At 61.1% G+C, this 13,933-nt stretch carries 13 protein-coding genes and 1 riboswitch; of the genes, 5 read left to right on the top strand and 8 right to left on the bottom strand.

The features are described from left to right. The first annotated feature begins 87 nt into the window (after positions 1–87). The gene (gene grxD, locus L598_RS05475; RefSeq protein ID WP_144860957.1) at positions 88–423 is read left to right on the top strand and encodes a Grx4 family monothiol glutaredoxin; all 336 of its coding nucleotides are present in this window, start codon (positions 88–90) and stop codon (positions 421–423) included. 149 nt (positions 424–572) lie between these two features. After that, positions 573–1,775: a multidrug effflux MFS transporter gene (locus L598_RS05470; RefSeq protein ID WP_186444942.1), complete on the top strand. Its 1,203-nt coding sequence runs from the start codon at positions 573–575 to the stop codon at positions 1,773–1,775. Between the two features lie 3 nt (positions 1,776–1,778). Here L598_RS05470 and ttcA read toward each other — a convergent pair whose 3' ends face one another. Together ttcA and rpsD are read right to left on the bottom strand one after the other, a co-directional pair. After that, entirely contained in the window at positions 1,779–2,639 is an 861-nt protein-coding gene (gene ttcA / locus L598_RS05465) for a tRNA 2-thiocytidine(32) synthetase TtcA (RefSeq protein WP_144860955.1), read from the bottom strand. A gap of 105 nt (positions 2,640–2,744) precedes the next feature. Beyond that, entirely contained in the window at positions 2,745–3,362 is a 618-nt protein-coding gene (gene rpsD, locus L598_RS05460; protein WP_144860954.1) for a 30S ribosomal protein S4, read from the bottom strand. A 270-nt stretch (positions 3,363–3,632) separates the two neighbouring features. Then, positions 3,633–3,775, top strand: a riboswitch (FMN riboswitch). A 78-nt stretch (positions 3,776–3,853) separates the two neighbouring features. On the opposite strand from rpsD, the gene L598_RS05455 reads away from it, so the two are divergent. Further along, positions 3,854–4,288 (top strand): 6,7-dimethyl-8-ribityllumazine synthase, encoded by a 435-nt coding sequence (locus tag L598_RS05455; protein WP_144860953.1) that lies wholly within the window; start codon positions 3,854–3,856, stop codon positions 4,286–4,288. 49 nt (positions 4,289–4,337) lie between these two features. Here L598_RS05455 and murI read toward each other — a convergent pair whose 3' ends face one another. After that, the gene (murI, locus tag L598_RS05450) at positions 4,338–5,156 is read right to left on the bottom strand and encodes a glutamate racemase (RefSeq protein WP_144860952.1); all 819 of its coding nucleotides are present in this window, start codon (positions 5,154–5,156) and stop codon (positions 4,338–4,340) included. Between the two features lie 196 nt (positions 5,157–5,352). On the opposite strand from murI, the gene L598_RS21905 reads away from it, so the two are divergent. After that, the gene (locus tag L598_RS21905; RefSeq protein WP_281407365.1) at positions 5,353–5,487 is read left to right on the top strand and encodes a hypothetical protein; all 135 of its coding nucleotides are present in this window, start codon (positions 5,353–5,355) and stop codon (positions 5,485–5,487) included. 41 nt (positions 5,488–5,528) lie between these two features. On the opposite strand, the gene gyrA is transcribed toward L598_RS21905, so the two are convergent. Continuing rightward, positions 5,529–8,318 (bottom strand): DNA gyrase subunit A, encoded by a 2,790-nt coding sequence (gene gyrA, locus L598_RS05445; RefSeq protein ID WP_144860951.1) that lies wholly within the window; start codon positions 8,316–8,318, stop codon positions 5,529–5,531. A gap of 253 nt (positions 8,319–8,571) precedes the next feature. Here gyrA and L598_RS05440 point away from each other — a divergent pair, with 253 nt between their 5' ends. Then, complete coding sequence (locus L598_RS05440) at positions 8,572–9,201, top strand: MarC family protein (protein ID WP_144860950.1); 630 nt, start codon at positions 8,572–8,574, stop codon at positions 9,199–9,201. A gap of 102 nt (positions 9,202–9,303) precedes the next feature. Here L598_RS05440 and L598_RS05435 read toward each other — a convergent pair whose 3' ends face one another. The 4 genes from L598_RS05435 to pstS all read right to left on the bottom strand — a co-directional run. After that, the gene (locus L598_RS05435; protein WP_144860949.1) at positions 9,304–9,783 is read right to left on the bottom strand and encodes a DUF4168 domain-containing protein; all 480 of its coding nucleotides are present in this window, start codon (positions 9,781–9,783) and stop codon (positions 9,304–9,306) included. 449 nt (positions 9,784–10,232) lie between these two features. Beyond that, positions 10,233–11,237, bottom strand: a complete 1,005-nt coding sequence (locus L598_RS05430; RefSeq protein WP_144860948.1) for a DUF808 domain-containing protein — start codon at positions 11,235–11,237, stop codon at positions 10,233–10,235. Positions 11,238–11,327: 90 nt separating this feature from the next. After that, entirely contained in the window at positions 11,328–13,061 is a 1,734-nt protein-coding gene (locus tag L598_RS05425) for a Na/Pi symporter (protein ID WP_144860947.1), read from the bottom strand. A 24-nt stretch (positions 13,062–13,085) separates the two neighbouring features. Further along, positions 13,086–13,933 (bottom strand): phosphate ABC transporter substrate-binding protein PstS (pstS, locus tag L598_RS05420; RefSeq protein ID WP_144860987.1); only part of this gene is annotated, 848 nt, incomplete at its 5' end.

Raw genomic sequence — 13,933 nt, 5'->3', positions numbered from 1 at the left:
TGCTGCATTGCATCAAACCGATTCGTGCAATAGATAAGGTTCGAGTTTCGAACCGATGGGCGATCCCGTCGCGAAAGGGCAAGTTCAATGAGCGGTATCAGCGATTTTATCGACAATGAGGTGAAGTCGAACGATGTCGTGCTCTTCATGAAGGGCACGCCCGGCTTCCCGCAATGCGGCTTCTCGGGCCAGGTGGTACAGATTCTTGACTATCTCGGCGTTGACTACAAGGGCGTCAATGTCCTGACCTCCGACGAACTCAGGCAGGGCATCAAGGAATATTCCAACTGGCCGACCATCCCCCAGCTCTATGTGAAGGGAGAATTCGTCGGCGGGTGCGACATCATCCGTGAGATGTTCCAGGCTGGTGAATTGCAATCTTTCCTGGACGAGAAGGGCGTGAGCGCGAAAGGCGCCGCCTGACGCCGACACATAACGTCCTTCTCCCCTAGCCAGGGAGCCCATTTTCAAGCGATGCGCCGGTTCTGCCGGCGCATCTTTTTCGTTCGCATTTTTCGGAGAGTTCGATGGATAAGGCCAGCCAACCGCGCTTAGTCGCTTCGACATTGTCCATTGGACGAGCCGAATTCATCGCCCTGGCCGCCGGCCTGATGGCCTTGAACGCCCTGGCGATCGACATCATGCTGCCGGGCCTGCAGCAGATGGGCGCCGCGCTCGGCGTCGAGAATGAGAACCACCGCCAATACATCATCACTGCCTATGTGGTCGGGTTCGGGCTGGCCCAACTTCCCTTTGGGCCGATCTCGGACCGCTTCGGGCGCCGTGCACCGCTTCTTGTCGGCATTGCGGTCTATCTGGCTGCTTCCCTGTTGGCTGCGTTAACCACGAGCTTTCCCATCCTCCTCCTGCTCCGCTTCCTGCAGGGTGCAGGCGCCGCGGCAACACGGGTCGTGGCCGTTTCGGTCGTCCGCGACGTTTATGGCGGCAGGCAGATGGCGGAGGTCATGTCGCTGGTCATGATGGTTTTCATGATCGTTCCGGTGATCGCGCCGAGCATCGGTCAGGTCGCCATGATGATCTCCGGCTGGCACATGATCTTCATCTTCATGGGCGCGGTGGCGTTTCTCATCTCGATATGGGCGGCGATCCGCTTGCCGGAAACGCTGAAACCAGAATTCCGCCGCCCCTTCACTTTGGTTTCCGTGGCCGAAGCTTTCTCGACCGTCATGAGCAACCGCATTTCGCTGTGCTACGCATTCGGAACCGCCTTCATCTTCGGCGCGCTTTTCGGCTTCATCAATTCGGCGCAGCAGATCTATGTCGACATCTATGATCTCGGCGCGTGGTTCCCGATCGTCTTTGCCGGCGTGGCCGGCCTGATGGCGGTGTCGTCCTTCCTCAACTCGCGGCTGGTCGGGCGTATCGGAATGCGCAGGCTTTCACACGGAGCCCTGCTGGGCTTCCTGGCAGTGAACGCGGCATGGTTCGCCACCTCGCTGGTGATGGACAGTATGCCCTTCCCGCTGCTTCTGCTGTTCTTCATGCTGGCCATGTTCCAGTTCGGCTGGATCGGCGCCAACTTCAATGCACTGGCCATGGAGCCCTTGGGCCATGTCGCGGGCACGGCTTCCTCGGTGCTCGGTTTCATGCAGACATTTGGCGGCGGCGTGATCGGCACGATCATCGGCCAATCTTTCGACGGCACGGTGACGCCGCTTGCGGCCGGCTTTTGCATAGTCTCGGTGCTCGGCCTCGTCATGGTGCTGATAGCCGAGCGCGGCAAGCTGTTTGCCGTGCACAATCCTCCGGTGTGAGGATCAGCCGGCGTCGACTCCGAGCGCGGTGAAGTCGAACAGGCCGCGGTCGAGCAGATGGGACGGGCGCACATTGGTGAGCGCCCGTATCATCGTATCCTTGCGGCCAGGCATGCGCCGCTCGATGTCGTCGAGCATCGCCTTCATCGCGTTGCGCTGCAAACCGTCCTGGCTGCCGCAGAGATCGCAAGGAATGATGGGGAAGCGCATGGCTTCGGCGAATTTCGCCAGATCGGCCTCGGCACAATAGGCAAGCGGACGCAATACCAGCACGTCGCCCTCGTCATTGACGAGCTTGGGCGGCATGGCGGCGAGCCGTCCGCCATGGAAGAGATTCATGAAGAAGGTTTCGAGGATGTCCTCCCGATGGTGGCCGAGCACCAGCGCCGCGCAGCCTTCCTCACGCGCGATGCGGTAGAGATGGCCGCGCCGCAGGCGCGAGCACAGCGAGCAATAGGTGCGCCCTTCGGGGATCTTGTCCGTCACCACCGAATAGGTGTCCTGATATTCGATGCGATACGGCACGCCGAGCCCGGCGAGATAGTTCGGCAGGATATGTTTCGGGAAATTCGGCTGGCCCTGATCGAGATTGCAGGCGAGCAGTTCCACCGGCAGGAGCCCGCGCCATTTGAGATCGAGCAGCAGCGCCAGAAGACCATAGGAATCCTTGCCGCCCGACAGCGCCACGAGCCAGCGCTGCCCGGGCTTCACCATGGAGAAATCCTCGATCGCCTGCCGCGCCTGGCGCAGAAGGCGTTTTCGCAGCTTGTTGAACTCGACCGTGGCCGGCACGTCGGCAAAGAGCGGATGGCTCCTGGCGTCCGCATCCTCGGTGAGGGTTTCGAGCGTCTGATGTACAGTCATGGCGTTCCTCTTCCGGTTCTGAATAGCGGAAGACCGGTCACATGCCCAAAAGAAAAGGCCGCACGAAAGCGCGGCCTTTCCAATCTTCCGGCTCCGGCCGAAGGATCAGCGGGAGTAGTACTCGATGACGAGATTCGGCTCCATCTGGACGGCGTAGGGCACATCCGACAGGCCCGGGACACGGACATAGGTCGCGACCATCTTGGAGTGGTCGGCATCCACATAATCCGGCACGTCGCGCTCGGCGAGCTGCGTCGCCTCGAGAACCAATGCAAGCTGCTTGGACTTCTCGCGCACCTCGATCACGTCGCCGGGCTTGCAGCGATAGGATGGAATGTTCACGCGGCGGCCATTCACCTTGACATGGCCGTGATTGATGAACTGGCGCGATGCGAAGATGGTCGGCACGAACTTGGCGCGATATACGAGCGCGTCAAGGCGTGATTCCAGGAGGCCGATGAGGTTCTCCGGCGTGTCGCCCTTGCGGCGGTTGGCCTCCTCATAGGTCTTGCGGAACTGCTTTTCCGAAATGTCGCCGTAATAGCCCTTGAGCTTCTGCTTGGCGCGAAGCTGCAGGCCGAAGTCGGACAGCTTGCCCTTGCGACGCTGGCCATGCTGGCCGGGACCATATTCGCGGCGGTTGACCGGGGATTTCGGACGGCCCCAGATATTCTCGCCCAAACGGCGATCGAGTTTGTACTTTGCGGACTGGCGTTTGCTCATCGCATTCCCTTTCAAAAAGCAATGCCCGGAACCTCATGTGCCGGGTGAAGGAAACGCGCCCTCCTCTGGCCTCCTTTTTCGAAGCCTGACAGGACATGCCGCGCACGCTTTGCGGCCTGTCCACGGGACACGTCAAAAAGCCCCGAACGCAGCTTGCGAACGGGACTGGCGCGCTTCTAGAGGGCTGCGGCCGGTTTGTCAACATTGGGCGATTTGAAGCGGCGTTTCATCTTCCATATTGCCCGCCCAAGCCATTCCACATATTGTCCGGGGTGTTCTCAGGGCGGGGTGCAAGTCCCCACCGGCGGTATGCGGCGAAAGCCGCGAGCCCGCGAGCGCCTTCTTCGGAAGGGACAGCAGATCAGGTGCGATGCCTGAGCCGACGGTTATAGTCCGGATGAAAGAGAACGCGCGTTTCCGATGCCGACTGGGCATCAGGATCGTTCGTGATCGCCTTGGGTGACGTGTCTGTTTGCCAAAGGAGATCCCCGATGACACCCACCCGCTATGCCTTCATCAAAGCCAACTGGCACGCCGATATTGTGGATCGGGCGCTTGAAGGTTTCCTCGAACTTGTGCCGGTCGAACAGGTCGATGTGTTCGATGTTCCCGGAGCCTTCGAGATGCCGCTGCTCTCACGCGATCTTGCCGCCACCGGCCGGTATGCAGCAGTCGTAGCTGCGGCATTTGTCGTGGATGGCGGAATCTATCGCCATGAATTCGTCGCTCAGGCCGTTATCAATGGGCTGATGCGTGCCGGAATGGATACGGGCGTGCCGGTCCTGTCCGTATCACTGACGCCGCATCAGTATCAGGAGACCGAACACCACAAGAAGATTTACCGCGCGCATTTCGTGGAAAAAGGGCGGGAAGCTGCCAAAGCCGCCCTGATGATCGGGCGCGTGCGCTCTTCCATGGCCGCATAAGCGTTCCCGAGAGGGGTCGGCTTCTATCGACATTCCGGTTGCGGAGCCCTCAAACAGCCTGATCGCAGATCGCCAAGCCGAAGCCTCTGACCAGCCTGGCAACGGAAGCAGCCGGAGCAACCGAAGTGAATACGGCAAGATCCGGCGCTTCCGGATAGGCGGTCGGACGTCGTGCCTCGGCTGGTCCAAGCAGCGACAGCGCGCGCCGCGCGATCGCTTCGCCGGTATCGATCCAGTCCACTGGCCAGGGCGCGGTCTTGCGCATGCGGTTGACCAGGAAAGGATAATGCGTGCAGGCAAGCACCACGATATCCGTCCGCCTGCCTTCCTGCTCGATGAAACAGGGGGCGATCTCGGCACGGACAGCTTCCTCGTCGACAAAACCGTCGCGCATATAAGTCTCCGCAAGAGTTGCGAGCCTGTCGCTGCCGACCAGGCGGACATGGCATTTCGACGCCCATTGGCGGATGAGATCACGTGTATATTGCCGCTTCACCGTTCCCGGAGTTGCGAGCACGGAGACCAGACCGGAACGGGTGCGCTCGGCCGCCGGCTTGATCGCCGGCACGGTACCGACGAAAGGGTGGCCAGGGAAAACCTGCCGCAACGCATCGATGACCAGGGTCGAAGCCGTATTGCATGCAATGACCGAAATTTCTGGCCGGAAACGGTCGAGCAGGATGCCGAACTGCTTGAGGATATGCTCGCGCAGCGCCGGCTCTTCCCATGCGCCGTAGGGGAAGGCCGCATCATCCGCCACATAGACAAAGCGCCGATCCGGCATCAGCACCCGCGCCTCGCGCAGCACGCTCAGTCCGCCGATACCGGAATCGAAGACCAGGACGGGCCGATCGGCAGTATTCGGCACGGAATTCCCTCCAGGAACCTTGATCGAGACCCCTTAGCAATGCCTCGCAAGCAGGAAAATTAGTGTGAACACTGTGTGAACATCTGGTTCAGGCGGCGTTCCACACCCATATGCAAATCAAGAAGACACCGCCGGCCCGGATCTCTTGTGAAACCTTTCCCGGCGTTGCCCGTTACTGGTGCAAGGAGATAAAGCAATGCTGATTTTCACACTTGCTGCCGCAATGACCTTGGCAATGCTCATCGCGACCGTTTTTGGCCTTTATGAGGAAGCCGAGCGCGTAAAACTGGAAAACCGCACCAGAACGCATCGCGGCTTCCGTCACCACTAGTCAGTTCAGTTACGGACAGGCAGGACGGAGAAGTATCCGCGTCAAACTCCAGTCTCGCCTGCTCCGTTCCCTTCACCAGCAGCCTCTTCACCCGCCGAGTCCGGCGCGCCTTCCACATCTTCCTCGCCCTGCGGCTCTGAAATTCCCTCCACGGAGACGACTTTCTCGCCTTCTCCCGTGCGGAATATCATGACGCCCTTGGTGGCGCGGCTGGCTATGCGGATACCTGCGACAGGCACGCGGATCACCTGGCCGCCATTGGTCACCAGCATGACCTGATCCTCATGCGCGACCGGGAAAGCGGCGACGAGGCGTCCAATCTCGTCCGCCTTGGAGACGTCCGTGGCGCGGATGCCCTTGCCGCCCCGCCCGATGATGCGGAAATCATAGGACGACGAGCGCTTGCCATAGCCGTACTCGCTTACGGTCAGTACGAACTGCTCAGCCGCCTTCAGCTCTTCATAACGCTCGGGCGAAAGGGTGGTCTCCTCGCCGACATCCTCGTTGGTCAGCGCGATCTCTTCCTCGTCGCCATTGGTCAGCCGGCGCTCGGCGGCTGCCTGCTTCAGATAAGCGGCGCGTTCGGCCGGCGTGGCGTCGACATGGCCCAGGATCGCCATCGAAATGACCCGGTCGCCTTCGGCGAGATTGATGCCGCGCACGCCGACCGAGTTGCGGCCGGCAAAGACGCGCACATCGGTGACGGGGAAGCGGATGCACTGGCCCGAGGCGGCTGTCAGAAGCACGTCGTCGCTCTCGCTGCAGGTAAAGACGCCGAGGATCTCGTCGCCCTCGTCCAGCTTCATGGCGATCTTGCCGTTGCGGTTCACCTGAACGAAATCCGACAGCTTGTTGCGGCGAACCGTGCCGCGCGTGGTGGCGAACATCACGTCGAGCTCGCCCCAGCTATCCTCATCCTCGGGAAGCGGCATGATGGTGGTGATGCGTTCGCCTTGCTGCAATGGCAGCATGTTGCGCAGGAATTTCCCGCGCGACTGCGGCGAGCCCACGGGCAGGCGCCAGACCTTCTCCTTGTAGACGATGCCGCGCGAGGAGAAAAACAGGATCGGCGTATGCGTGTTGGCGACGAAGAGCCGGGTGACGAAATCCTCGTCCTTGGTGGACATGCCCGATCGGCCCTTGCCGCCGCGCCGCTGCGCCCGGTAGAGCGAAAGCGGCACACGCTTGATATAGCCCTCGTGCGACACGGTGACGACCATGTCCTCGCGCTGGATGAGATCCTCGTCATCCATGTCGGCGCCGCCTTCGGCGATCTCGGTGCGCCGCGGCGTGCCGAATTCATCCCGTACGGCCGTCAGCTCGTCCTTGACGATCTGCTGGATGCGCGCGCGGGAAGAGAGGATATCGAGGAAATCGCTGATCTCGGCGCCGATCTTGTTCAGCTCGTCGGCGATCTCGTCACGGCCGAGCGCGGTCAGCCGCTGCAGGCGCAGTTCGAGGATCGCCCTCGCCTGCTCCTCGGAGAGATTGTAGGTGCCATCCTCGTTGATCCGGTGGCGCGGATCGTCGATCAGCCGGATGAGAGCCTCGACATCCGCCGCCGGCCAGCGGCGCTCCATCAACTGGTCGCGTGCGGTCTGCGGATCGGGAGCATGGCGGATCAGGGCTATGACTTCATCGATATTGGCCACGGCAATCGCCAGTCCGACCAGCACATGCGCGCGGTCGCGGGCCTTGCGCAGGAGATATTTGGTACGGCGGCTGACGACCTCCTCGCGGAAGCTGACGAAAGCCCGCAGCATGTCGAGCAGCGTCAGCACTTCCGGCTTGCCACCGTTCAGCGCCACCATATTGGCGCCGAAAGAGGTCTGCAGGGGCGTGAATCGATAGAGCTGGTTCAGGACCACATCGGCCACGGCATCGCGCTTCAGTTCGATGACGACACGATAGCCCTGGCGATCGCTCTCGTCGCGGATGTCGGAAATGCCCTCGATGCGCTTTTCGCGCACCAGCTCGGCCATCTTCTCGATCATCGTCGCCTTGTTCACCTGATACGGGACCTCGGTGACGACAATCGCCTCGCGATCAGCTCGGATCTGCTCGATCTCCACGCGGCCACGCATGATGATGGAGCCGCGTCCCGTTGCATAGGCGCTATGGATGCCCGCGCGGCCGAGAATGATGCCGCCGGTCGGGAAATCCGGCCCCGGAATGATGGTCAGCAGCTCGGCAAGGTCGATAGCCGGATTATCGATCAGCGCAATACAGCCGTTGACGACTTCGGTGAGATTATGCGGCGGGATATTGGTCGCCATGCCGACGGCGATACCGCCGGAGCCGTTGACCAGAAGATTGGGATAGCGCGCCGGCAGGACCTTCGGCTCCTGGGCCGAAGAATCGTAGGTATCCTGGAAGTCGACGGTCTCCTTGTCGATATCCTCCAGAAGTTCGTGGGCGACCTTGGTCAGGCGTGATTCGGTGTAACGCATGGCCGCCGGCGGGTCGCCGTCGATCGAGCCGAAATTGCCCTGCCCGTCGATCAGCGGCACGCGCATGGACCAGTCCTGCGCCATGCGCACCAGCGCGTCATAGATGGAGGCGTCGCCGTGAGGGTGATATTTACCCATCACGTCGGCGACGGGCCGAGCGGATTTCACATATTTGCGGTTCCAGTGATAGCCGCTCTCATGCGAGGCGTAGAGGATACGCCGATGCACGGGCTTGAGGCCATCACGCACATCGGGCAGCGCCCGGCTCACGATCACGCTCATGGCGTAGTCGAGGTAAGAGCGCTGCATCTCCTCTATGATGGAAATCGGCTCGATGTCGTCGGGCTCGCCCGGCCCGCGCGGCGTGGTCTGGTCAGTCAATTCGCTTCACGTTCTGATTGGGAATCACTGTCTTCTTATATAGGAAGCGCACTTAATTCTCCAACCTTGAAAATACTTTTCCATCAGTGATTTTCCAAATGATTTCAAAAGGATATAGATAAGGCGGCCAAGCGAATGCGAGATTTATCGCCGCAGGCATTCCGCCGGCACCCTTCTGGGATGAAAATCCCGCTCTCCGAGGGTGTCAGGCTGGGCGCATCGCATGCTAATGATGCTGCCGAAGGGGGATCTGATGCCCGGTTTTGATGCCTTTCTCAATGCCTTCGTCACCATCCTGGTAACGATCGATCCGCCCGGACTGGCGCCTTTGTTCCTCGCCCTCACGGGCGGAATGAACCGTTCCGAGCGCAATCAGGTCGCCGTGCGGGCCAGCATAATCGGTTTTGGCGTCCTGGCGCTGTTCGCCGTTGCCGGCAGCGCGATCCTGTCGGTCTTTGGCATCACCCTGCCCGCCTTCCGCGTGGCCGGCGGAATGCTGCTGTTCTACATCGCTTTCGAGATGATCTTCGAGCGCCGGCAGGAACGGCACGAAAAGAGCGCCGTAAGGGCTATCACGAAAGACATGATCCACAATATCGCCGCCTTCCCGCTGGCGATACCGCTGATTGCCGGGCCGGGCGCGATTTCGGCAACCGTCCTGACTTCGGGAGCTTTCGACAGCATATTGGCCAAGATCGCGCTGGTCGCGATCATCCTTGCCTGTATCCTGGTTACCTATGCCGTCTTCGTGCTGGCGGAGCGCATCGATCGCTTCCTGGGCGAAACGGGACGCTCCATCCTGACCCGCCTGCTCGGCGTGATCCTGGCGGCGCTCGCCGTGCAATTCGTGGCCGACGGGATCAGGGAGTTGATCGCGGCTTAGCTTGCCGACCGATGCCTTGTGCCGTTTCAAGCAAGAAAGCGGCGGCTGGAACATGCCAGCCGCCGCGGATCGCCTTGCAGCTTACTTACTATAACTGCGGCCTTACTGTGCCGTTTCAGGTTCGGCGGATTCCGCCGGCGCGGTCTGTCCACCAGCGCTTTGCTGGATATAGCCGCTGATCTTCTGCGCCAGGTCCGGATCGGCCTGGGCGGATTCGATGATCTTGTTGTATTCCTCCACCGTGATGCCGTCGGAGCCCTCGACCGCTTCGACCATCTTGGCACCGGCTTCGTCACGGACCTGCTTCTGCTCCTCTTCCGAGGAAGCCTGCTGCATCTTGGGCATGTATTCCTTGGTGATCTTGTCGACCTCCAGGAATGCCACGGCGAAGGATTGCAGCTTCTCCTCGCTGAACTCCGATTGCGTCACCGCAGGGGCCTGCGTTGTCGGGGGCTGCACCGACGGCTGCGTTTCCTGCGCTGGCGCGGCCTGATCCTGGGCCCCGGCCTGGGTAGCAAAGAGAGCGGCCGCAGCAATACCGGCAGCCATGAGAAGCTGCTTCGTATGGTTCTGGAAAATCACGTCTCTTGTCCTTCCTTCAACTTCGTTTGCGCTGCCGCGAACGATCCGTCATGGATGCTTCTGCCCGACTCGGGCTGAAAACATCGGCGGCATAAGTCGAAGATGGATACCGGAGTGGCACATTGAAGGCGGCAACAGCCTTCAGAGCTTCAATTCGGCTTTCCCGACGAAACAAATCCTGATGTGAATTTTTATTTCGTCGTGCAAGAATTCAGGACAAAACTGTCTTTTCTCGGAAATCAGCAACAATCGCGAATCCGGCGATCTCTTTATCTTCCCTGCCGGCAGTATTTTCTTGAGCAGTTTCAATCAGGCGGTCGCGCGGGACGGGAAATTGTTATTTTCCCCGATTCTGTGTTGCATGACATATACTCTGACCCATGGATCCAAATATGGCTTCGCCGACGCTCGCGGGCAGTTGCGTGCGCGCGCTTGCGCTTGCTAACCGGTCATTCGGAAGCTGTTCGGAATTGACGGAAACGTGTCTTGAATTGCCGCCAGAGGGGCGAAACGCAGTAGCTCATCGCTGAGATGGCGACCGCCCCGAAGGCAATGCCGGCAAGGCCAGCGCCCAACGCCTGTACCAGCCAGGATGCCAGGACTCCTATGGCGGGAAGCGCCTGCATGGTCGCGTCGCCGGCATCGTGGAGGAAATGGCTAGGCCAGCCAAGGCCGTAGCTTTCAAAGCCGTGCAGGATGATACCACCGCCCACCCAGATCATGGCGGCCGTCCCGATCCCCCCGAGGAGCTTCAGGAAATAGGGCATGCCTTGGACCAGTCCCCGGCCGATCAGGCGGGACAATGCGCCCGCCAGCGATGGCGAAGACACGCGGGCAAGCATCAACCCGACATCATCAGCCTTCACAATCAGGGCCACCACGCCGTAGACCCCGACGGTGATAAGGCTTCCGACCAGGGCCAGGACCATCGCCTGCATCGGCAGGCCGGCATTGGATACAGAACCCAGCGTAATGGTCATGATCTCAGCCGAGAGAATGAAATCGGTCCTGATGGCGCCTGCGACTTTCTGATCCTCAAAGGTCTTTGCATCGATGGTAGCCGGTTCGACTTCGGCCTGGTGCGCGTGGGCGGCGTGCGGAAAGACGAGTTCATAAATCTTTTCCGTGCCCTCGTAGCAGAGATAGAGGCCCCCGAGCATGAGCAGCGGCATGATCGCCTCCGGCAAAAGTAGACTCAGGACGAGCGCTGCCGGAAGCAGGAAAAGCAATTTGTTGCGCAGCGAGCCGAGTGCAATCTTCCAGATGATCGGCAATTCGCGCGAGGGGGAGAAACCGGTCACGTAGCGTGGCGTGACAGCCGCGTCGTCTATGACAACACCGGCGGCCTTCGTGCTGGCCTGCGCCGCCTGGGAGGCGACATCATCGAGCGAGGCGGCGGCGGCCTTGGCGAGTGCGGCGACATCGTCAAGAAGGGCGATAAGACCAACGCTCATTGCGCCTCTCCGAATTTGTTACCGCCCACTAGCCCGTTCGCAACCGAAGCGCAATATAGCCGTTCAGGTGGCTATATTGCGCCCTGACGTTTACTCCGCCGGGACGGGGCTCAGGCCGCCTTCATCCATCGGCCGCTCCTGGCTTCCCCTGCGGGCTGCCGCCCGCGCCACCACGCTCTGCCGGTTGACCGATTTGCGCTCGGCGTCGATGCGCTGGATCAGCAGCTCCGCGCGCTCGATCGAGCCAAGCAGGGCAAGTATAGTGCCCCTTTCTCCCGCGCCGGCATTGGGACCGAGCGCCAGCGTCCTTGCGCGCAACTCCTCAACCTCGGGGAAGGTGACGTGACCGGCCGGCATCTGCGGGTCCGGGACGCCTTGGTCGGGGAGGATGGACCGGAGCGCGGCATCAAGCCTGTTCAGAGCGGTATCGACGATCGCCTGTGCCTGATCGCTGAACTTCTCGCGTTTCACACGGCGCGCCACCTGATGCATCGATTCCGTGAGAGCGGCCGTGAAGTCGGCCTCCTCGATGAGACTGGCGATGAGGTCGAGCTGTTCGTAGGGCAGGTCTTCCTTCATCAGATTCGCCGTATAGGAGCGGATATCACGGCTGAGGATATCGGTTGCAAGATAATGCTCGCCTGGATCGGACGGGGCCTTCTTGTCGCCGCGGGCGATGTTGAGGAACATCGCCCCGGCCTGCAGATGGCGCGCGGTCTCCTGCTGGACAGCGGGAACGGCCTTGGCGAAGTCGTCAGCAATCTGGCGATCGAGGAACTTTGGCAGCGAATAGTCCTCGACGTCCTCCGCAGCCGTATGACCGATGCGCGAAAGCACCCGCTCGAACACGCCCACGAAGGGGAAGAGCAGCGCCGTGTTGAAGATATTGAACACCGTCGAGTAGAGGCCAACGGCTACCGGCACCAGCGGAAAAGTCTCCTTGCCATCGATCATCACTGGAGTGCCCGGATCCCCCAGGCCGAAGGCATGCATTGCCCATCTCAATATCCCGATCGAGACGAAGAACAGCGGCACGGTGATACACACGCCGATGATGTTGAAGGAGATATGGGCATAGGCTGCGCGCTTGGCGTTCCTCGACAGGTTGAGCGAGGCCAGCCAGGAGGTGATGGTCGTGCCGAGATCAGCGCCCAGCGAGAAGGCCACTGCGGTGGTCCAGTCGACCACGCCCGCTGCACCCAGCCCCATGACGATACCGATAGTAGCGGATGACGAGTGGATCATCGCGGTCACACCGGCGGCGATCAGGACGCATTTCAAGAGATTGAAGTAGGAGTCGGCCTTGAGCGTCTGGAGCAACTCCATCACTTCCGGCATGTTGCGCAAAGGCTTCAGGCCGCCCGTCATGAGATTGAGGCCGTAGAAGATCAGCGCGAAGCCCATGCAGGCGAGCGCGATGTTGCGGGTGCGCTCGCTGTGCGAGAAGCAGTAAACCAGCGCGAAGGCGCCTGCGAAGATCAACCCGAGCGGCCCGAGCGGCAGGGCGATCAGACCGTTGCCGAGCGTGGTGCCAATATTGGCACCCATGATCACGCTGATCGCCGGTCTGAGCGCCACCACGCCGGCATTGACGAGGCCGACGACCATGACGGTCATCGCAGTGGAGGACTGAATCACGCCGGTGATGAGTGTGCCAGCCAGAACACCCTTGATGGGGGTGCCCGCCGCCTTGGCGAGGAACTCACGCATCTTGTTAACCGACAGCGCCTGAATTCCGTTAGCCATGAATTCGAGGCCCAGCATGAAGATGCCGAGGCCGCCGATGACGGGGACGAGAATGTCCTTGAAAATATCAATCTGCATTGCGCTGCTCGCTTGCTAAGGATTTCAGTTCTGCGCCGGGTCGAACTGTACGGCCCAGTAGTCTTCGATCCTGCCGGCGAGTTCCGGCGGGATCGGGATGTAGCCGAGCGCAGACGCTTTGTCCGAACCCTGGCCATAGGCGATGCGAAACAGGTCAAGTACCCGGCCGATACGCACCCCGCTCCGGTCGCGAGGCACGATGGCATAGGTGACGGCGGCCATCGGATAGGCCCCGGCGCCGGGGAGGCTGGTCGTGTCGGCGTGGAAATGCTTGCCGGGATCCCAGTCGACCGCACCGAGCCCGGCCTGGAAAGCCGCGGGCTCGGGCCGGACAAATTCACCCGCCTCGTTGCGCAGGGACACAAAAGGCAGACCGGCGCGCACCACCTGGCCATATTCCAGATAGGCGATGGAGTTCTTCGTTGTTGCGGCAGCCGCTGCCAATCCGCCGGTGCCCTTCTCGGCGCGACCGAGCGGCCAGGCGATCAGCGTGTCGGCGCCAAGCTTTTCTTTCCATTCCGAGCTGGATTTGGCCAGGAAACTCGCAAAGGTGAAGGTCGAACCGGACCCGTCGGCGCGATGAAGCACCACGATCTCGGCGTCGGGCAGGTTCAGGTCCGGATTGAGCTCCACGATGGCAGGGTCGGACCATTTCGTGATCTTGCCGAGGTAGATGTCGGCAACGGCCTCGCCAGACAAGCGCAACTCGCCGGCGGCGACACCATCTATATTGGCAACGATCACGATGCCGCCCATGACGATAGGAAACTGCGTCCACCCGCGCTGCGTGACCTCTTCCGGCGACAGCGGCGCGTCGGTTGCCGCGAAATCCACATTTGGCTGGGCAAGGCGCATGATGCCAGCCAGCGAGC

This window comes from Mesorhizobium sp. J18, assembly GCF_007829525.1.
GTDB lineage: Bacteria > Pseudomonadota > Alphaproteobacteria > Rhizobiales > Rhizobiaceae > VLJP01.
Note: the sequence above shows the minus strand (reverse complement) of the source record. Positions and strands in the feature narration are given on the sequence as shown.

What these genes read in the sequence shown, in the direction of transcription:
- rpsD (WP_144860954.1), bottom strand. Translation starts at nt 3,362, where the DNA reads ATGAGCAAACGCCAGTCCGCAAAGTACAAACTCGATCGCCGTTTGGGC.
- L598_RS05430 (WP_144860948.1), bottom strand. Translation starts at nt 11,237, where the DNA reads ATGAGCGTTGGTCTTATCGCCCTTCTTGACGATGTCGCCGCACTCGCC.
- L598_RS05455 (WP_144860953.1), top strand. Translation starts at nt 3,854, where the DNA reads ATGACACCCACCCGCTATGCCTTCATCAAAGCCAACTGGCACGCCGAT.
- ttcA (WP_144860955.1), bottom strand. Translation starts at nt 2,639, where the DNA reads ATGACTGTACATCAGACGCTCGAAACCCTCACCGAGGATGCGGACGCC.
- L598_RS05425 (WP_144860947.1), bottom strand. Translation starts at nt 13,061, where the DNA reads ATGCAGATTGATATTTTCAAGGACATTCTCGTCCCCGTCATCGGCGGC.
- L598_RS05440 (WP_144860950.1), top strand. Translation starts at nt 8,572, where the DNA reads ATGCCCGGTTTTGATGCCTTTCTCAATGCCTTCGTCACCATCCTGGTA.
- L598_RS21905 (WP_281407365.1), top strand. Translation starts at nt 5,353, where the DNA reads ATGCTGATTTTCACACTTGCTGCCGCAATGACCTTGGCAATGCTCATC.
- grxD (WP_144860957.1), top strand. Translation starts at nt 88, where the DNA reads ATGAGCGGTATCAGCGATTTTATCGACAATGAGGTGAAGTCGAACGAT.